Here is an 18,104-nt window from a genome sequence, read left to right as displayed (position 1 = left end):
AGGGAAAGCGACGCAAGCATGGTGAAAGGGCAAAGTGCCGGTATTGACCCGGATCAATACCCACAGAGTGGTCAGGGATACTCGGAGCTGCGCTGGACGCGGCCTGCAGGCGGTGCGTGGGCGACACTGATCCTCGCCCACGGCGCCGGCGCGCCCATGGACAGTCCGTTCATGGAACGGATGTCTCAGCTGCTGGCCGCACGGGGCCTGGCGGTGGTGCGTTTCGAGTTTCCCTACATGGTCTCGCGGCGGGCCAACGGCGGTCGTCGCCCACCGGATCGGCAGCCGGTTCTGCTCGATAGCTGGCGCCAGGTGCACGCGTTAGTGCGGCTACAGGTCGCAGGGCCACTGGCCATCGGCGGCAAGTCCATGGGCGGACGCATGGCCAGCCTGCTGGCCGACGAGCTGGGCGCCGATGCGCTGGTCTGCCTGGGCTATCCATTCCACCCGCCGGGCAAACCGGACAAGCTGCGCACCGAGCATCTGGCGCAACTGGCCACGCCGACGTTGATCGTGCAGGGTGAACGCGATCCCTTCGGCGGCCGCGCGGAAGTGGCAGGCTATGCACTGTCGCCGAGTATCCAGCTGCATTGGCTGACAACCGCCGACCATGACTTCAAACCCCTGCGCAGCAGCGGCCTGACCCAGGAGCTGCAACTGCAGGAAGCGGCGCAGGTGACCGCAGACTGGTTGTCCGCCACGCTGGCCCCTGGCTCGTAGCCCGCGAGCCACTGCTTATAGACAGGAGAGTGAAATGAAACGGATGACAGAGAAATTCCCGGTTCTGGCAGCAGTACTGCTGATGGCAGGCTGCCAGAGCAGCGGCCCGGCCCAGGCCCCGGACGCCCCCGAGCAGGGCCTGCGGGTATTGAGCGTGTCCGCCGCCGAACTCGGCCCGACCACCCACGGCCGCGAAGAACCCGGCCTGGCCGAAGCCTGCCGCGATTGGCGGCTGACCCCCGAACAGGTCGAGCGCTTTTTCAGCCTGAGCCAGCGCTACGCCGAAGGCAGCGGCCTGCATCAACGCTTCTACTTCCTGCCCTGCCGCATCACCGGCGAGCTGCAGGCCGACGGCCAGCGCTGGAACTTCGCCATCAACGCCGCGGCCACCGCCAGCTGGAATAACGGCAACGAAATCCGCGAGTTCGGCTGCTCGGCGGCCGAGTGCGAGCCGCTGGTATTGATGATGCCGGATGGGGGAGAGGCGGAAGAGTAAGGGAGCTGACCGCACCACGCCGTGCTTGCCGACGTCGATGAGCTGAAGCGCCGAGCCCGGCGGTGACGCCCTTGGCTTACCGATGATCGTTGGCCTCGCTGGGCAAGCCCCAAGCCGCAACTATGGAGGCTGTCAGGCCCGCCCCGGCTCTCGAACCCCTTCATTGCTTGAGCCTGATTGCAAACCTGCATTAACCTCAGGCCAGCAAGGACGTGCAGAACCCCCTCTACCGGAAAGGATCGCCGTCATTTTCCCGCTATTGTTCCAGCAAGCCCTGGCTTCAGTATCTTCCGCCATGTTCCACGCCCCAGCCCGAAGCCGCTTCTTTGCACGGGTGTAATGAATTCACGAAATGCAGCCGTAACGCGAATACAGAAAGGCGTCGGACCGATCAGGAAAGTTGTTGTTTCTAGAAGAGAGTTTTTTTCAGGAAGCTCCGGGTTTGCGGAGTTATACCGCACGCGAGCGTTATGTATTAATGCCGCTCGCTATTTAATCACTGTTAGACTCATAGGGGTCTCTTAAGTGCATTGCAATTCGGATACCATTGAAAAGCAACTTAAGGTAATTCACGCCTGTGAGAAAGGCGCAACAGGCGTCTATTATGGGCATAGAGTAATCGCCAAAATATTTTTCCCGAAGATGGTGCCTTCACTAGACGAGATGCATCGGCATGAGTGCGAGCATTTTTCAATATTCGGTCAATTTGTAAAAGACAAGAATATAAGCAAAGGGCTTCCGCCAATACTTTGGTGCGGTGCTGGGATTATTTACGGGCTCTTCGTCGGCGTATTAGGAGAGAACTCCATTTGGGTTAGTACTGCAAGGATTGAGGAGATCGTAAATAAAGAACTAGATGATGCAGCATCTTTTTTCAGAGAAAAAGAACCTGAAATATTCAAAGCTGTTTTAGAAATTCAAAAAGATGAGCTACTTCACCAACATATAGCGGCAGATAAGGCTGATTTTTCAGGCCTTAAATCAAAGCTTGTAAGCAAACTGGCCACGCAGTGCTCATATGCTGCGAAATTTGTCGCGGCTTGTACCTGAAAAGTCTAACAAGTGGTTCAAGCCGCTCGCTTCGCTCACTCGGGACCGGCTAAAGCCTGCCCCTTAACCAAACGTTAGAAACCAAGGAAGATTTTATGCACGCCAAAAAATTTTTAGTGACACTGGCAATTCTCTTTTCATTCGGGTGCTCCACGCCATCTCCATCACAAGTTAAGCAATCCTTTGACATCAATGCGGCGATACAGAAAGCAGGACAGCTCGCCAGCCCAGAACAGACAGAAATGTATATGTTCTATCTTCCAGAAGGCACATCTGTTGATTCTGTCAAAAGCAAGCTTACAGTCTTGTTAAAACAAGCTGCCACAACCAGGGCGACCGTTGCCGTTATAGGCCCAGATTTTAATTTGAGTTACAACACATTGAATTCAACCTTGGTCGATCTTGAAACAGATGATCTGAAAGGAGCGGAAATAATATACTTGGGCGCGCAAGCGCATTTTCGCGAACTTGAAAATCTTTCAAACTTGAAAGGTGCATCGTTTAAAGCCACAAGCTTCCCATAATGGTTTTCGCCGTACCGTAAACGGGGACAGACCCCGACTCAATACGCCCTATAACTACGTTTGCGCTGTGGATCTCCCGCTTTCCTCGGGCGCTGCGGCCACCGCGATAAACCACCTGGGCTGCATGGCATCGAAGTCCGTGCGGAGATTGCTGGGCAGGTAGCTGGCGGAATCCAGGACGTACGCCTGACCTGCAGCGCGTTTGAATACCACCCAGTGCCAGAAATCTCTGCCGTGTTCCTGATGGTATTTGATGGCCAGCAGCGCCAGATCCGGCAGCGACTCCCATGACTCAAAAGGGGTTTCACCTTCGGACGCTGCCACCCCCGCGTCGGACAGCATGCGTCGCACATGTCGGGTCTGCGACCACAGCGATTCATCTTCCGCATGGACGCCCATGGCATTGGCGATGGTCTTCATCTCCGCGTAGGTCTTGCCCAGGATGTTGGCGACGGCTGCTATGCCGCATCCGGTAGGTTCTTCTTGAATGACGGGGTGGCGCACGCGAGGCTCCTTGGTATTGGGGGCGACCGATCCGTGCGTCCTTTACGCGGCGCAGGTTGGCAACGGCGGTGATACTGGGCGCAGGGTGGGTAGCTTGGAAAGAGCCGTCTGTTCTTCGGCGTTGGCTGTCCTGCGGACTACTGGTTGCTGGCGCCTTGCAATCGGGATTCTCTGGTTCGAGGTAGGTGCGCATCCTCGTTGCTGCAGGGCTTCAACCTGGCTCGGTATGCCAGCGCTTCGAAGATTGGCGCAACTCGGATGGGCGCGGCGTATCAGCGTGTTTTCACGGTAGTGGAGGGGTAGGTGCATGCACCATAGCCGGGTGGGAGACTGCCAGACGGACGATCTGCTGGGCGAGCCGGCCTTGCGCTGCGCCGCCTGCGCTGACCCCTGGAATCGAAACCTCTTCTTTGGCGGAGACACGGGTGCGCGGAGGCAATGCGATGAACTACGAACAGATCCTGTCCTTCTGGTTCGAGGAGATCGAGCCCAGGCAGTGGTGGAATGTCGACCCGGCGTTCGATGCGCTCCTGCGTGAGCGTTATGCCCAGCTGCTTTGCCAGGCGGCGCGTGGGGAGCTTTACGAGTGGCGGGAATCGGCACCTGGGCGGCTGGCGGAGATCCTTGTGCTGGACCAGTTCTCGCGGAATATCCATCGCGATACGCCGCAGGCCTATGCCCAGGACGGCATGGCGCTGGTGCTGGCACAGGAGGCGGTCGCCGCGGGCGCGCTGGATGTGCTGGAGCAGGAGCAACGCGGTTTTCTGCTGATGCCGTACATGCACAGTGAATCGCCGGCCATCCATGTGCAGGCCGAGCGCTTGTTCAAGGCGTTTACCTCGGCGACCAGCTTCAGGTTCGAAGTGCGCCACAAGGAGATCATCGACCGCTTCGGTCGCTATCCGCATCGCAACCAGACGCTGGGGCGGGAGTCCTCCGAGCAGGAGCGGGCGTTTCTCAAGGAGCCGGGGTCGAGCTTTTAGCGGCCGCCGGCAGCGGTAGTGGGCCTTCAGATTTTCCGGTTGGGCGACGGGCTATCGAGCTGTTGAAACCGGTGGTTCGCGTGGCGGCGCACAGAAGCGCTGGCTGACGCTGGCAGCGAACAGTGCGCGCGGTTCAAGCTATGCGTGCGTCGCAACCACAGGTGGACAAGGCTGCGCCGTTGTCCACCCTACGTTCGGTATCGGTATCGGTATCGGTATCGGTATCGGTATCGATGTCGCAATCCAAGGCAGGACAGGAGGTCCTGATGAAACAGCTACTGGCTCTTGTTGCGTGCAGTGCGCTGGCCCTTTTTCTGGTGGCTTGCGGGACTGCAATGGTGCTCGCGGTATCCGAAGTGCTTTCCCCGAGTGAGTTGTGGGATGTGGCCGGCGCGCTCTGGGCCGGCTTCTGGGTCACCCTCGCGCTGGGTGCGGTGCCGGCGCTGCTGCTGGGTGCGCCGATCTACTGGTGGTTCTGGCGTAGAGGCCGTGGTGGCTGGGTGGTCGCCGCCGGGCTGGGGGTGCTGCTGGGCTGCCTGGTCGGCGTGATCGAGCCTGCACTGCTGCCCTGGGGCGTGGCATGTGGTCTGGTCACGGCGCTGCTGGCCCGGCTCGCCAGTCGCTGGGTGCTGCAATGAGGGGGCTTGCGATGCAGCGTGGGCGGTGCGCTTCACGGCTGTCTGCTGCATCAAGCCTCGGCCAAGGAGTCACCTGCTGATCGGCGCGCCCCGCTGACAGCCATGCCGATACGGCCGGCGGCGGCCGTTCATTGATCCATTTCGTTGAGAGTCCCAGATGAAAGCAGCCCTGCTGATCGCTTCCCTGTTTCTGGCATTTCCCTGCCTGGCTGACTGCTCGAAAGAGGCGCAGGCCGCAGTGGGTTTCATGAATCGCTATCTGGCCTATCTGGAGGATGTCTTCGAGCGCCGCAGCGAACAGTCGGTGGCGGACTGGCTGGCGGCCGACGGGCAGGTTGCGCCGGAATTCGTCGCGGCGTATCGACAGCTTGAAGCCGAAGGCTACGCGCATGATTCCGAACTGGGTTGGGGCGTGGATCTGCTGCTCGACGCCCAGGACCATCCGGACCAGGGCTTCGCGCTGGCGGCCTGTTCCGAGGAGCCTGGCGTCGTGCTCCTGCGCGGTGTGGACTGGCCGCAGTTCGAGGTGGCGGTGTGGGTCGCGTCGCCCGAGCAGGGCAGCCAGGTGCTGGGTGCCGGGCTGGTGAACGTGCCCGCGCATGCCCGCGCCTCGCGCTCGGCGCCGACCGCGGATGAATAGCCTGCGCGCGCTGACCATCGTCGGTGTCGCCGTGCTGCTGCTCGGCCTTCGCGCGACAGCTGCCGAGATCGTCAACGATGTCAGCGGGATGAACCCGGTCCAGGTGGCGCAGGTGGTGGCGCCGACCGAGCTTGAGCAGATCGTTCGCCTGGTCCGCGAACACCCAGGCCCCATCGCCATCGGCGGCGCGCGCTACAGCATGGGTGGGCAGACCGCGAGCGACGGCGCGCTGCAGCTGGACATGCGCGGCTTCGATCGAGTGCTCGAGCTGGATCTCGAGCGCCGCGAGATTCGCGTGCAGGCCGGGATCACCTGGCGGCAGATTCTCGAGCATATCGATCCACATGATCTGTCGCCGCGGATCATGCAGTCCTACGCGAACTTCACCGTGGGCGGCTCGCTGAGCGTCAATGTGCATGGTCGTTATGTCGGCCAGGGGCCGTTGGTGCTGGCGGTGCGCTCGATCCGCCTGGTGCTGGCCGATGGCAGCCTGGTGCAGGCCAGCCCGCAGCAGAACGCCGAGCTGTTTTACGGCGCCATCGGCGGTTATGGCGGCCTGGGCGTGATCGTCGAGGCCACCCTGGCGCTGGATGAGAACAGCCGGCTGGAGCGGCATACCGAGGTCATGCCGCTGGCCGACTACCGTGCCTGGTTCGCCCGCGAAGTGAGCGGCGGCGAGGTGGTGATGCATAACGCTATTCTCTACACCGATGACTACCGCCGCGTGCGTGCGGTGTCCTTTCGGCGCAGCGATGCGCCCTTGACCGTTACCGAGCGACTGGTGCCGGCGGACCGCGACTATCGAGTGCTGCGCAAGGCGCGACAGATCAGTGCCGGGCCGGGCGGTGCACGCCTGCGCGAAGGGCTGCTGGACCCCCTGTATTACCGCAAGCCGCTGGTGCAGTGGCGCAATCACGAGGCCAGCCTGGATGTGGCCGAGCTGCAGCCGATCAGCACGGCGGATTTCAGCCACGTGCTGCAGGAGTACTTCGTGCCCGAGGCACAGCTGGAATCCTTCGTCGCCGGCATGGGCGAGCTGTTCGAGCGCATGGATGTGCAGCCGCTGAACATCTCCATCCGCCACGCCCGAGCCGATCCCGGCACGTTGCTGGCCTGGGCGCGCAAGGACTGCTTCGCGCTGGTCATCTACTACCGCCAGGGCGTGACGCCGGCCGACCGCGAGCGGGTAGGGCAGTGGACGCGGGCGCTGATCGATCTGGCCATCGCCCACCAGGGCAGTTACTACCTGCCGTACCAGATTCATGCGAGCAGCGAGCAGTTCCACGCTGCCTATCCGCGGGCCGGGGAGTTCTTCGCCCTCAAGCAGCGCGTCGATCCGCACAACCGTTTTCGCAATCGGTTGTGGGATGCCTACTACCGGGTGCCCTGAGGCGAGTCAGTCCTCTTCTGCCACCAGCGCCAGCTCGTAGTTGAAGAACTGCCGGTCGCGCTGCCAGCCGTGTTTCTCGTAGAGCGCCTGGGCGCTGAGGTTGTCGACGGCGGTGGAGAGCGACAGGCCGGTGGCGCCAAGCCTTGCGGCATAGTCGGCGGCGGCTTCGAGCAGCAGGCTGGCGACGCCCTGGCGGCGGGCGCGGGCATCGACGTAGAGGTCGTTGAGGATGAAGGTGCGGGTCATGCTGGTGGAGGAAAAGCTTGGGTACAGCTGGCTGAAGCCCACCGCCTGACGGCCGCGCCAGGCCAGCAGGATCACCGATTCGCCATGGGCCATGCGCGAGAGGAGAAACTGCCGGGCTGCTTCCACGTCGCTGTCCTGGCCGTAGAAGATCCGGTAGTTGTCGAAGAGCGGGACCACCTTGTCCAGGTCGTCCAGGCCGGCCTGTCTGATGCGGGTTTCCATCGGCATTGTTCCTTGTCCGGGTAGCCGTCGCGGCGGCGACGGCTGACGAGAGTCGACGCCCTCCCGGCTGATCGTGATAGCGGGAAGGGGCAGACCCAGAATAGAGGCTGCCCGGGCCGAACGCTGCACAGAAGCGGCAATCTTCGGACCGGGCGGGGCAAAGCGCTCGCCGAATGGCGTCAGTTGCGCATCAGCTCACGCACCAGGCGCCCGGACGGGCTCAGCTGGCTGTCGCTCCAGCCACCCTGGGTGCTGGCGCCGGGGGCGAGTGCGGCGGAGGTTTCGTCCTTGTCGGCCAGTGACCAGTTCACCCAGCTGATGCCGCGCTGGTTGAGAAAGTCGATCCAGCTGCGGGTTTCGTTGACGAACACGCCACCGCCGCCACTGGCCTGGGAGCTGCCCCATTCGGAGACGAAGATCGCCGCGTTGAGGCTGCGTGCGTAGTCGATGCGGTTGCGCAACTCCTGGCCATGGGTGCCGGCGTAGAAGTGCAGGGCGTAGAGCACGTTGGCCTGGGGTAGCGGATTTTCCGCGGCGTGGTGGATGTCCTGGCTCCAGGTGCCGGTGCCGACGATGATCGGGTTGTCCGGGTCGATCTGGCGGATCGCGCTGATCACATCCATGGCGTAAGGGCGGATGTGCTGGTTCCAGTTGACGTTGCCGTTGGGCTCGTTGGCGATCTCGTAGATCACGTTGGGATGATTGCCGTAGCGCTGCGCCATCTCGCGGAAGAAGGCGATGGCCTGCGGCTTGTACATGTTCGGATCGTTGTCGTAGAGGATGTGCCAGTCGATGATCACGTAGAGGCCGTGCTCGATGGCCGCGTCCACGGTCTCGATCACCTTGTTCTTGATCGACGGGTTGCTGATGTAGCCGCCCTCGGCGGTGTACATGGCGGCGCGCACCACGTTGGCCTGCCAGTCGTCGCGCAGCCACTTGATGCTGGCGCTGTTCATGTACTGGCCGTACCAGTGCAGGCCGTGGGAGCTCATGCCGCGCAGCTGTACCGGCTGGCCGCTGGCGTCGAGCAGGTTGGGCCCGGTCACGCGCAGCTGGCCATGGCGCGATACCGGTGTGCCGCTGGGCGGGTTGCCACCGGGCGGCGGGGTGACCGGGCCGGCGCTGGCGAAGCTGCGCACGCTGGCCGAACGCACCAGCAGGTTGCGGTCCTCGCCATTGGCCATGTGGTCGTTGTTGAAGGCGATGCGCAGCGGCTGGTTGCCCTGCTTGCCGCGGACATCGAAGCTGTAGCGCTTCCAGTCGCTGCTGTTCACCACGGCGCTGCCCAGCTGGGTGCTGCCGACGCTCACCTGCATCTGCGGCCAGACACCAGCGGCCGGCTCGCCGCGCGCGAGCACCTCGACCCGGCTCGGGTCACTGAAGGTGAAACTGTGCTCGATGTGGCCGTTGGTCCAGATGTTCCAGCTGTTCTGCGCGCTGGCGCCACCGGTGCTCTTGCTGCTGAAGGCTGCGCCATCGACCGTGACGGTGGCCGGAATGCCGGGACCACTCGCCACGCCGTCACCCAGGCGGCTGAGTTTCCACTTCTGCTGGTTGCTGCCCTGGCAGCTGCCGACCTGCACGTTGGCGCCGTTGGCGAGGCTGCCGTCGCGCACCTCCAGACACAGGGTGTTGGCATGGCGCGGGCGAATCTCGACACTGCCGGCGCTCTGGCGGCCCTGCCACTGCTGATGGAAGGCACCGCTCCAGCTGCGCTGCTGGACGTTGGCGCCAGCGGTGCGCGCGGCGTCGGCGACCTCGACCGCCTTGTCGCTGTGACGGGCGACCAGACTGTAGAGGCCGTTGCCCAGTTCACTGACCTGGAAGCGTTGTTGCGCGGCATCGGAGCGGCAGGTCTGCTGGCGCAGGTTGGCCCCCTCGGCCTGGGACGCGCCGGCGACTTCGAGACAGAGATTGCTGTGCAGCGCACGGATACGGTATTCGCCGTCGGTGCTGGCCATTGCCAGGGGCGCAGCGGCGGCCAGCGCCAGCAGCGAGCCGCGCAGGGTGTCGAGCAGGGGGAAACGCATGGGGAAGCTCCCGGTTGTTCTTGGAGGGAAGTCGATCCGGCGCCGGCAAGGCGCCGACCTTTTGCGTAACGACTGCGCGAGCACTGCGGGGTGGCAACCGGACGCGCGTCTGCGCCTGCCGGCATACCCAGCTCGCTGAGCGAAAAAGGGGTCGTTGAGACTGCGTGTTGCAGGGTTTGTTCGAGGCTGTCCGCGGCTGCGCCGCACTGGCCGATCAGCGGTCGGTTTCGCTGGGCACCCAGCAGGCTGAACCACCCCTCATCCGGCGCTGCGTGGCTTTCCATCCGTAGGGTGGATGACGCCTTGTTCATCCACCGGGGATTGTCTGGTGGATGGGTAAAGCGCCATCCACCCTACGGTCGAGGCCGGTCGTACTCTTCGCTGCCTTCTTCCGGCGGGAGAAGGATAGTTGTACCCGGCCGGCGCTGTTTTGCGCCCATCAGAAGCCCAGCACACCGCGGCTTTTCCCTCTCCTTCGGGAGAGGGTGCCGAAGGCGGGTGAGGGAGGGTTCAGACGACTCGCGGTTCGCGGGAACCGAAGCCCGGCTCAACGATTGAAGCGTGTCACCAGGGCGTATTGCTGCTGCGCGGTGTTGGTGAGTTTTTCGCTCAAGGCGGCGGTGGCCTGGGCGTCGGATGCGGTGGAGTCGCTGAGTTCGGCGATCTGCGCGATGTTGCGGCTGATTTCCTCGGAGACGGCGCTCTGCTCTTCCGCAGCCGCGGCGATCTGCCGTGACATGTCGGCGATGTTTTCCATCGCCGTGCCGATGCCGAGCAATGCCTGGTCGGCCAGCATCACCTTCTGAACACCCTGCTCGGCGTGTTCGCGACCTTCCTCGGTCGTGTTCACCGCGCTGCGTGCCTGTTGCTGCAGGCGTTCGATCAGGCCGTGGATCTGCCCTGTGGCGTCGCCGGTACGTTTCGCCAACTGACGCACCTCATCTGCCACCACAGCGAAGCCGCGACCGCTTTCACCGGCGCGCGCGGCCTCGATGGCGGCGTTCAGCGCCAGCAGGTTGGTCTGGTCGGCGATGCTCTTGATCACGTCGACCACGCTGCCGATTTCGTTGCTGTTCTCCGCCAGGCGCTCGACGGATTCCGCGGTCGCCGCGACCGTGGCCGACAGGCGCTGGATGGCTTCGCGTGTCTGCTCGCTGGTCTGGCGCCCCTGGTTCACCAGATGATTGGCCTGGTCGGTGGCGTCGGCTGCGCGCACCACGTTGCCGGCAACCTCCTGGGTGGTGGCGGCCATCTCGGTGATGGCGGTGGCGATCAGCTCGGTTTCCTGGCGCTGCCGCTGCAGCGCGCTGGCCGAACCGCGAGCCAGGGCATCGGCCTCGCGCGCCTGAACGCCAAGCTGGCGGGCGCTGTCCTCGACGCGGGTCAGGCAGGTTCGCAAGTGCGCGTCGTGCGCCAGCATGGTCATTTCCAGGCGCGCCTGGGTGCCGCGGCTGTCGGTGTACATCTGCGCGATGAGGGGCGAGTTGCTGGCCTTGCTGGAGAGCCTGAGCAGCCGCTTCACGCCGAGGTTCTGCCAGTGCAGGCCGGCGAGACCCAGCGGCACCGAGAGCAATGCGGCGAGTAGGAAGCCCCAGCCGGCGTGCATCCAGACGCCGAGCAGAAAACCGATCTGGCTGAGGAAGATGTGCGGCAGCCACTGCTGGAACACCGGCAGCCAGCGGTCGCGCAACGGTACCGCCGGTTTGCCCGCGTTGATGCGCTGATACAGCGCTTCGGCGCGACGGATCTGTTCGCGTTCCGGGCGCGTGCGCACGGACTCGTAGCCGACCACCTGATTGCCATCGCCAATGATCGGTGTGACGTAGGCGTTGACCCAGTAATGATCGCCGTTCTTGCGGCGATTCTTGACGATGCCCATCCACGGCTCGCCGCTCTTCAGGGTCTGCCACATGTGCGCGAAGACGCCGGGCGGCACGTCAGGGTGGCGCACCAGATTGTGCGGCGCGCCGAGCAGTTCCTCGAGCGCATAGCCGCTGACCTCGACGAAGGCGTCGTTGCAGTAGGTGATGACACCCTTCTGGTCGGTGGTGGAAATGAGGCGCTGTTCGCCAGGGAATGGGTACTCACGCTGGCTGACGGGCTGGTTGTTTCGCATGGGCAGGACGGGAACTCTCGAAGGGGGGTACGCAAGGACTAGGCCCGCTATCGGCGGGACGAGGTATTGCTTTAGAGGTATCTGTATTTTTGGCGCTGAAGTTTTGACGTTTTCGATGGCGATGGCAAGTAGACATCACTGGATGTGCCTTCGTTTGGCTTCAGCAGCGAGTCGCCTGAACCCTCCCTGACCCGCCTGCGGCACCCTCTCCCGGCGGGAGAAGGAAAAGCCGCGGTGCGCTCGCGGCGCCATTTGGTACAGCACCGCGCCATCGCCCCACAGCTGTCCTTCTTCCTGCGGGGGAAGGTGGCGCGCAGCGCCGGATGAGGGATGGCTGGCACTGCACGCCGTCTCGACCGCAGGGTGGAGGGCGCTCTACCCATCCACCAGAGAATCCCGGTGGATGGACAAGGCGTCCCCCACCCTACGAATGGAGACCCTGCACGCCGGGGCATCCCTCAGCCGTTTTCGGCACCCTCTTTCGGTGGGGAGGGAAGAGCTGCTGCAGGGCGCTTGCATCCAGCCAATCCTTACCCACTGATCAGCTGGCGCAGCACGTAGTGCAGGATGCCGCCGGCCTTGAAGTACTCGACCTCGTTGAGGGTGTCGATGCGGCAGAGCAGCTCATGGCGCGACTGGCTGCCATCGGGACGGAGTATTTCGAGGAACAGCGGCATGCCCGGTCGCAGCTCCACGCCCTCCAGCCCGCTGATGGCGATCACCTCGTCGCCGGTCAGGCCAATTCCCCGGCGGGTCTCGCCACCGGTGAACTGCAGCGGCAGCACGCCCATGCCGACCAGGTTGGAGCGGTGGATGCGCTCGAAGCTTTCCGCGATGACCGCCTTGACGCCCAGCAGGCGAGTGCCCTTTGCCGCCCAGTCCCGCGAGGATCCTGTGCCGTACTCCTTGCCGGCGAAGATCAGCAGCGGCGTGCCCTCGTTCTGGTAGCGCATGGCGGCGTCGTAGATCGCCATCTTCTCGCCGCTGGGCACGTGACGGGTCAGGCCGCCCTCCTCGCCGTCGAGCATCTCGTTGCGGATGCGGATGTTGGCGAAGGTGCCGCGCATCATCACCTCGTGGTTGCCGCGTCGCGAGCCGTAGGAGTTGAAGTCCTGCGGCTCGACGCCGTGGCGCTGCAGGTAGTCCGCCGCCGGGCTGCCGAGCTTGATGTTGCCGGCCGGCGAGATGTGGTCGGTGGTTACCGAATCGCCGAGCAGGGCGAGGATGCGCGCGTTGCGCACGTCGCTGACGCGCGGCGGCTGTCCGGCGATTTCGTCGAAGAACGGCGGATTGCGGATGTAGGTCGAGTCCGCCTGCCAGTCGTAGACCTGGCTCTGCGGGATCTGGATGTCGCGCCAGGTCTGGTCGCCACGGAAGACGTCGGCGTACTGGCGACGGAACATCTCGCTGTCGACCTTGGCCACGGCCGCGGCGACTTCCTGCTGGCTGGGCCAGAGGTCGCGCAGGTACACCGGCTGGCCGTCGCTGCCGTGGCCGAGCGGGTCGCGGGTCAGGTCGATGCGCACGGTGCCGGCCAGCGCATAGGCGACCACCAGAGGAGGCGAGGCCAGCCAGTTGGTCTTCACCAGCGGATGCACGCGACCTTCGAAGTTGCGGTTGCCGGAGAGCACCGAGGCGACCGTCAGGTCGGCGCTCTGCACGGCCTTTTCGATCGCCGCTGGCAGCGGGCCGGAGTTGCCGATGCAGGTGGTGCAGCCGTAGCCGACCAGATCGAAGCCCAGTCGATCGAGGGAATCGGCAAGACCGGCCGCTTCCAGGTATTCGGTGACAACCTTCGAGCCGGGCGCCAGCGAACTCTTCACCCAGGGCTTGCGCTGCAGGCCTTTCTCCAGCGCCTTCTGCGCGACCAGGCCGGCGGCCATCATCACGCTGGGGTTGGAGGTGTTGGTGCATGAAGTGATCGCCGCGATCACCACCGCGCCGTCTTCCAGGCGCCATGTCTGTCCGTCCTGGCAGTACTCGACGCCCCGCACCTGGTCTGCGTTGCCGACCGCGACACCGCCGCCGCCTTCGCTTTCCAGGCGGCCCTCTTCCTTGCCGGTGGGCTTGAGCTGCAGACCGACGAAGTGCTCGAAGGCCTGGCGTACCTCGCCGAGCAGCACGCGATCCTGCGGGCGCTTGGGTCCGGCCAGGCTGGCTTCCACCGAGCCCAGGTCCAGCTCCAGGCTGGCGCTGAACAGCGGCTCCTGTCCGTCCTCGCGCCAGAGCCCCTGGGCCTTGCAGTAGGCCTCGACCAGCTCGACGGTTTGCGCCGGGCGGCCGGACAGGCGCAGGTAGTCCAGAGTGATCGCATCCACTGGAAAGAAGCCGCAGGTGGCGCCGTACTCCGGTGCCATGTTGGCGATGGTGGCGCGGTCGGCCAGCGGCAGTTCGGCCAGTCCGTCGCCGTAGAATTCGACGAACTTGCCGACCACCCCGTGGCTGCGCAGCATCTGGGTGACCCGAAGGACCAGGTCGGTGGCGGTGATGCCCTCGCGCAGCCGACCGGTCAGGCGCATGCCGACCACCTCGGGGATCAGCATCGACACCGGCTGACCGAGCATCGCCGCCTCCGCCTCGATGCCGCCAACGCCCCAGCCGAGCACGCCGAGGCCATTGATCATGGTGGTGTGCGAGTCGGTGCCCACCAGGGTGTCGGGGTAGGCCCAGTGCTCGCCGTCGCGCAGGCTGCTCCACACCGTGCGCGCCAGGTACTCGAGGTTGACCTGGTGGCAGATGCCGGTGCCCGGCGGCACCACGCGGAAGTTGTCGAAGGCCTGCTGGCCCCAGCGCAGGAAGGCGTAGCGCTCGCCGTTGCGCTGCATTTCGATCTCGACGTTGGCGGCGAAGGCGTCGGGGGTGCCGAAATGGTCGACCATCACCGAGTGATCGATCACCAGGTCGACCGGCGAAATCGGGTTGATGCGCCGGGCATCGCCTCCGGCACGGGCTACGGCGTCGCGCATCGCCGCCAGGTCGACCACCGCCGGCACGCCGGTGAAATCCTGCATCAATACCCGTGCCGGGCGGTACTGGATCTCGCGCTCGACGGAACGCTCGGCGATCCAGCCAGCCAACGCGCGGATGTCCTCGGCCGTGACGCTCTTGCCATCCTCCCAGCGCAACAGGTTTTCCAGCAGGATCTTCAGCGAGTGCGGCAGCCGGGCGATATCGCCGAGCTGGCTGGCCGCATCGGGCAGGCTGAAATAGTTGTAGCGGGTATCGCCGACATCCAGGTGGCGGCGGCAGGCGAAACTGTCCAGGGAAGCCATGTGCATCTCCTCGGCCCGCACGGCACGGGCATCTGGGGGCTGTTGCCGATGAGCAGGTGCGTCCGCCTTGCCGGGTCGGCCAAGGCAGACGCTGCAGCCTGATTGTCCTCGTTGCGACGGTGAGCAAAGCCAACGCAGACCAACAGCGTAGCCAACTGCTCGTCGGTAAATCCTTTGTGGTACCTGACTGGACCGGGACGGGGCAGGGGGGTTCCCCGCACTGGCCTGCGATGGCAGCGGCGCAGGTGTCGGGGGCTGTATGATGCGCGCCCCAGGAGAACATCCATGAATACTCTGTTTATGCACTGCCGGCCCGGCTTCGAAGGTGAAGTCTGCGCCGAGATCAGCGAGCACGCCGCCCTGCTCGAAGTCGCCGGCTATGCCAGGGGCAAGGCCGCCAGCGCCTGTGCCGAGTTCGTCTGCAGCGAGGCCGGTGGAGCCGAGAAACTGATGCGCAAGCTGCGCTTTTCCCGGCTGATCTTTCCGCGCCAGTGGGCCCGCGGTGACTTCGTCGAGCTGCCGGAAACCGATCGTGTCAGCGTGTTGCTGGCGCGCCTGGAAAGCTATCCGGTGTGCGGCAGCCTGTGGCTGGAGGTGCTTGACACCAACGACGGCAAGGAACTCTCCAATTTCTGCCGCAAGTTCGAGGGGCCGCTGCGCAAGGCGCTGGAAAAGGCCGGCCGGCTGCGCGACGACCCGCGCCTGCCCAGGCTGCTGCTGACCTTCAAGAGTGGTCGCGAAGTGTTCCTCGGCCTGGCCGAGTCGAACAACTGCGCGCTCTGGCCGATGGGCATTCCGCGGCTGAAGTTCCCGCGCGAGGCGCCCAGCCGCTCGACGCTGAAGCTGGAAGAGGCCTGGCATCACTTCATCCCGCGCGAGCAGTGGGAGACGCGCCTGGCGCCGGAGATGGTCGCTGTCGATCTGGGCGCGGCGCCCGGCGGCTGGACCTGGCAGTTGGTCAACCGGCATATGCTGGTGATCGCCGTGGACAACGGGCCGATGGCCGAGAGCCTGATGGACACCGGCCTGGTCGAGCATCTGCAGGCCGATGGCTTCGTCTTTCGTCCGCGGCGGCCGGTGGACTGGATGGTCTGCGACATCGTCGAGAAGCCGGCACGCAGCGCGGCGCTGTTGCAAGCCTGGATCGGCGAGGGTGTCTGCCGTGAGGCGGTGGTCAACCTGAAGCTGCCGATGAAGCAGCGCTACGCCGAGGTGCGCCGCCTGCTGGAGCGCATCGAGGACGACCTGCGCAGCCGCGGCATCGCCTTCGAGTTGGGCTGCAAGCAGCTCTACCATGACCGCGAGGAAGTCACCTGCCACCTGCGCAGGCTGTGATCCACGGGTGACCTGCGCGTTGGTCTGGGCGACAATCGCGCCCTGTTTTTCGGAGCCCTGCGATGTTCGATGCCACCCCCGATGCGATTGGCGATGCCGTTCCCGACGCCATTCTCGACGCCACCGGCCTGTTCTGCCCGGAGCCGGTCATGCTGCTGCACGGCAAGGTGCGTGACCTGGCTGCCGGCGGTCTGCTCAAGGTGATCGCCACCGACCCCTCGACGCGCCGCGACATTCCCAAGTTCTGCCTGTTTCTTGGCCATGAGCTGGTGCACCAGGAAGAGCAGCAGGGCAGCTACCTGTACTGGATTCGCAAGAAGAACGACTGAGCGGCGGCCGCGGTTTCCCTCAGTCTGCCGCGTCCTGCTGCAGGCGGCGGCGGAAGCTGCCCGGGGTTTCCCCGCAGAGGCGCTTGAATAGCCGGATGAAGCCTGCGCGATCCTGATAGCCGACGGCCAGGGCAATGCTTTCCAGCGAGCGTCGCGGATCGTGCAGCGCCTGTTGCGCGGCGCTGATGCGCAGGCGCTGCAGGTAGTCGTTGGGCGTCAGCCCGGTGGCCTGCTGGAAGCGCCGCAGCAGCGTTCGTGGCGAGCAGTGCAGACGCTCGGCGAGCGCCTCGGTGCCGTGGTTGGCGGCCGGCTGGCGCTGCATTTCGCCGAGCAGTGCCAGCACGGCGGGGTCGGCACTGCGCGGTGCCGGCAGCAGACTGCGGTAGCGGCTCTGGCTGCCGCGTCGACGCGCCACCACCAGGGTTTCGGCGACCCGCTGTGCGAGCCATTCGCCGGCGTGCTCGGCGATCAGCTCCAGACACAGATCCAGCCCGGCCTGGGCGCCGCCCGAGCAGCGCCGCAGCCCGTGCCGGGTGTGCAGGGCACGGCAGTCGAGGGTGATCTGCGGATAGCGCTGGCGGAAACGCTCGGCCAGGGCCCAGTGGGTGGTGGCCAGGCCGCCGTCCAGCTGTCCGGATTCGGCCAGCAGGAAGGCGCTGCTGCAGATGCTCGCCAGCGCCTGGCTGGGCGGGCGCTGGCGCAACCAGTCGATGAAGCTTCGGTTGGCCGCAAGCGTCTGGTCGATGGCGCTGCCGGTGGCCGGCAGGAGAATCAGATCTGCCTGTTCTGCCATTGCCAGATCGCCGTCGACCTCGATGCGCGCGTAGCCCAGCCTTACGGACTGCCCGTCATGACTGAAGCGTTGCAGGTTGAACAGGCGTTCGCCCGCCAGATGATTGGCCAGGGCCAGCGCATCGAGCGCCTGGGTCAGGCTGGAACAGACAGTCTGCGGGCAGATGTGGAAGGCGATGGTGGGCATGGCGACGGATTCGGCTGCGGGTGGCGGATATAAACACCAAGTTGTCATTAAAGACAATCGGCATCGAGGCTGGCACGGGCCATACTGCTGCGTATCTCAAGGGAGCAATGCCATGTCGAATGCCCACGCCGAACTGATCCGCACCTTCTACCAGGCCTTCCAACGCGGCGACGCCGAAGCCATGAGCGCCTGCTATCACCCCAAGGTGCGCTTCAGCGATCCGGCGTTCCGTGACCTGCGGGGTGCCGAGGCGGGCGACATGTGGCGGATGCTCTGCAGCCGGGCGCAGGATTTCTCGCTGACATTTTCGGACGTACACGCCGACCAGACCCGCGGCTCGGCGCAATGGCAGGCGCGCTACACCTTCACCCAGACCGGCCGCAGCGTGCTCAACCGCATCCACGCCGAGTTCGTCTTCCGTGACGGGCTGATCATCGAACATCGCGATCATTTCGACCTCTGGCGCTGGGCGCGCCAGGCCCTCGGCGCCAAAGGTTGGCTGGTCGGCGCACTGCCGGCCGGCCGCCGCGCCATCGCCGCCCAGGCACGCCGATCGCTTGAGGCCTGGCGCCAGTCGCGGAAGTAGAGCCCGCATGAGCCCGCACTGCACCATCGCCCCACAGCTGTCCT

Annotated in this window: 17 protein-coding genes and 1 pseudogene; 11 read left to right on the top strand and 7 right to left on the bottom strand. The window is 64.7% G+C overall.

The annotated features are described in order from the left end of the window. The first annotated feature begins 18 nt into the window (after nt 1-18). The 4 genes from DBO85_RS04740 to DBO85_RS19035 all read left to right on the top strand — a co-directional run bounded on the left by DBO85_RS04740 (nt 19) and on the right by DBO85_RS19035 (nt 2,790). A complete protein-coding gene (locus DBO85_RS04740) occupies nt 19-720 on the top strand; it encodes an alpha/beta family hydrolase (RefSeq protein ID WP_108105764.1) in 702 nt (233 codons plus the stop codon). A gap of 34 nt (nt 721-754) precedes the next feature. Then, the gene (locus tag DBO85_RS04735) at nt 755-1,216 is read left to right on the top strand and encodes a hypothetical protein (RefSeq protein WP_108105762.1); all 462 of its coding nucleotides are present in this window, start codon (nt 755-757) and stop codon (nt 1,214-1,216) included. A gap of 525 nt (nt 1,217-1,741) precedes the next feature. Next, nucleotides 1,742-2,266 (top strand): demethoxyubiquinone hydroxylase family protein, encoded by a 525-nt coding sequence (locus tag DBO85_RS04730; protein WP_177429731.1) that lies wholly within the window; start codon nt 1,742-1,744, stop codon nt 2,264-2,266. Nucleotides 2,267-2,361: 95 nt separating this feature from the next. Beyond that, nucleotides 2,362-2,790: a hypothetical protein gene (locus DBO85_RS19035; RefSeq protein WP_146168165.1), complete on the top strand. Its 429-nt coding sequence runs from the start codon at nt 2,362-2,364 to the stop codon at nt 2,788-2,790. A 54-nt stretch (nt 2,791-2,844) separates the two neighbouring features. Here DBO85_RS19035 and DBO85_RS04725 read toward each other — a convergent pair whose 3' ends face one another. After that, nucleotides 2,845-3,294 carry a hypothetical protein gene (locus tag DBO85_RS04725; protein ID WP_108105760.1) on the bottom strand — a complete coding sequence of 150 codons (450 nt, stop codon included), beginning with the start codon at nt 3,292-3,294 and terminating at the stop codon, nt 2,845-2,847. A gap of 443 nt (nt 3,295-3,737) precedes the next feature. Between DBO85_RS04725 and DBO85_RS04720 the strand changes: the two genes are divergently transcribed. The 4 genes from DBO85_RS04720 to DBO85_RS04705 all read left to right on the top strand — a co-directional run bounded on the left by DBO85_RS04720 (nt 3,738) and on the right by DBO85_RS04705 (nt 6,945). After that, complete coding sequence (locus DBO85_RS04720) at nt 3,738-4,277, top strand: DUF924 family protein (RefSeq protein WP_108105758.1); 540 nt, start codon at nt 3,738-3,740, stop codon at nt 4,275-4,277. A 266-nt stretch (nt 4,278-4,543) separates the two neighbouring features. After that, nucleotides 4,544-4,915, top strand: coding sequence for a hypothetical protein (locus DBO85_RS04715; RefSeq protein ID WP_108105756.1), 372 nt, complete (start codon nt 4,544-4,546; stop codon nt 4,913-4,915). Nucleotides 4,916-5,072: 157 nt separating this feature from the next. Next, on the top strand, nt 5,073-5,555 hold the full coding sequence (locus tag DBO85_RS04710; protein WP_108105754.1) for a hypothetical protein: 483 nt from the start codon (nt 5,073-5,075) through the stop codon (nt 5,553-5,555). Continuing rightward, on the top strand, nt 5,548-6,945 hold the full coding sequence (locus DBO85_RS04705; RefSeq protein WP_108105752.1) for an FAD-binding oxidoreductase: 1,398 nt from the start codon (nt 5,548-5,550) through the stop codon (nt 6,943-6,945). Before DBO85_RS04710 ends, DBO85_RS04705 begins: the two co-directional genes overlap by 8 nt. A 6-nt stretch (nt 6,946-6,951) precedes the next feature. Here the strand turns inward: DBO85_RS04705 and DBO85_RS04700 are convergent, their stop codons facing one another. From DBO85_RS04700 to acnA, 5 genes and pseudogenes are all read right to left on the bottom strand, one after another. Then, complete coding sequence (locus DBO85_RS04700) at nt 6,952-7,413, bottom strand: GNAT family N-acetyltransferase (RefSeq protein ID WP_108105750.1); 462 nt, start codon at nt 7,411-7,413, stop codon at nt 6,952-6,954. Between the two features lie 179 nt (nt 7,414-7,592). Continuing rightward, a complete protein-coding gene (locus DBO85_RS19575) occupies nt 7,593-9,443 on the bottom strand; it encodes a cellulase family glycosylhydrolase (RefSeq protein ID WP_108105748.1) in 1,851 nt (616 codons plus the stop codon). A gap of 547 nt (nt 9,444-9,990) precedes the next feature. After that, entirely contained in the window at nt 9,991-11,049 is a 1,059-nt protein-coding gene (locus DBO85_RS04690; protein ID WP_456107128.1) for a methyl-accepting chemotaxis protein, read from the bottom strand. A 177-nt stretch (nt 11,050-11,226) separates the two neighbouring features. Then, nucleotides 11,227-11,559, bottom strand: a pseudogene (locus tag DBO85_RS19815) (PAS domain-containing protein); the annotation flags it as partial. 530 nt (nt 11,560-12,089) lie between these two features. Further along, nucleotides 12,090-14,831: an aconitate hydratase AcnA gene (gene acnA, locus DBO85_RS04685; protein WP_108105744.1), complete on the bottom strand. Its 2,742-nt coding sequence runs from the start codon at nt 14,829-14,831 to the stop codon at nt 12,090-12,092. Nucleotides 14,832-15,116: 285 nt separating this feature from the next. Between acnA and rlmM the strand changes: the two genes are divergently transcribed. Together rlmM and tusA are read left to right on the top strand one after the other, a co-directional pair. Continuing rightward, nucleotides 15,117-16,166 carry a 23S rRNA (cytidine(2498)-2'-O)-methyltransferase RlmM gene (gene rlmM, locus DBO85_RS04680; RefSeq protein WP_108105742.1) on the top strand — a complete coding sequence of 350 codons (1,050 nt, stop codon included), beginning with the start codon at nt 15,117-15,119 and terminating at the stop codon, nt 16,164-16,166. A gap of 62 nt (nt 16,167-16,228) precedes the next feature. Beyond that, a complete protein-coding gene (gene tusA / locus DBO85_RS04675) occupies nt 16,229-16,495 on the top strand; it encodes a sulfurtransferase TusA (RefSeq protein WP_407681446.1) in 267 nt (88 codons plus the stop codon). A 19-nt stretch (nt 16,496-16,514) separates the two neighbouring features. Here tusA and DBO85_RS04670 read toward each other — a convergent pair whose 3' ends face one another. Then, nucleotides 16,515-17,474, bottom strand: coding sequence for a GlxA family transcriptional regulator (locus DBO85_RS04670; RefSeq protein WP_108105740.1), 960 nt, complete (start codon nt 17,472-17,474; stop codon nt 16,515-16,517). Nucleotides 17,475-17,586: 112 nt separating this feature from the next. On the opposite strand from DBO85_RS04670, the gene DBO85_RS04665 reads away from it, so the two are divergent. Further along, the gene (locus DBO85_RS04665; RefSeq protein WP_108105738.1) at nt 17,587-18,060 is read left to right on the top strand and encodes a nuclear transport factor 2 family protein; all 474 of its coding nucleotides are present in this window, start codon (nt 17,587-17,589) and stop codon (nt 18,058-18,060) included. Nucleotides 18,061-18,104: the final 44 nt, after the last annotated feature.

Source organism: Pseudomonas mangrovi, from assembly GCF_003052585.1.
Taxonomy (GTDB): Bacteria; Pseudomonadota; Gammaproteobacteria; order Pseudomonadales; family Pseudomonadaceae; genus Aquipseudomonas; species Aquipseudomonas mangrovi.
The sequence above is the reverse complement of the archived record's forward strand: the minus strand, read 5'-3'. Positions and strand labels throughout refer to the sequence as shown.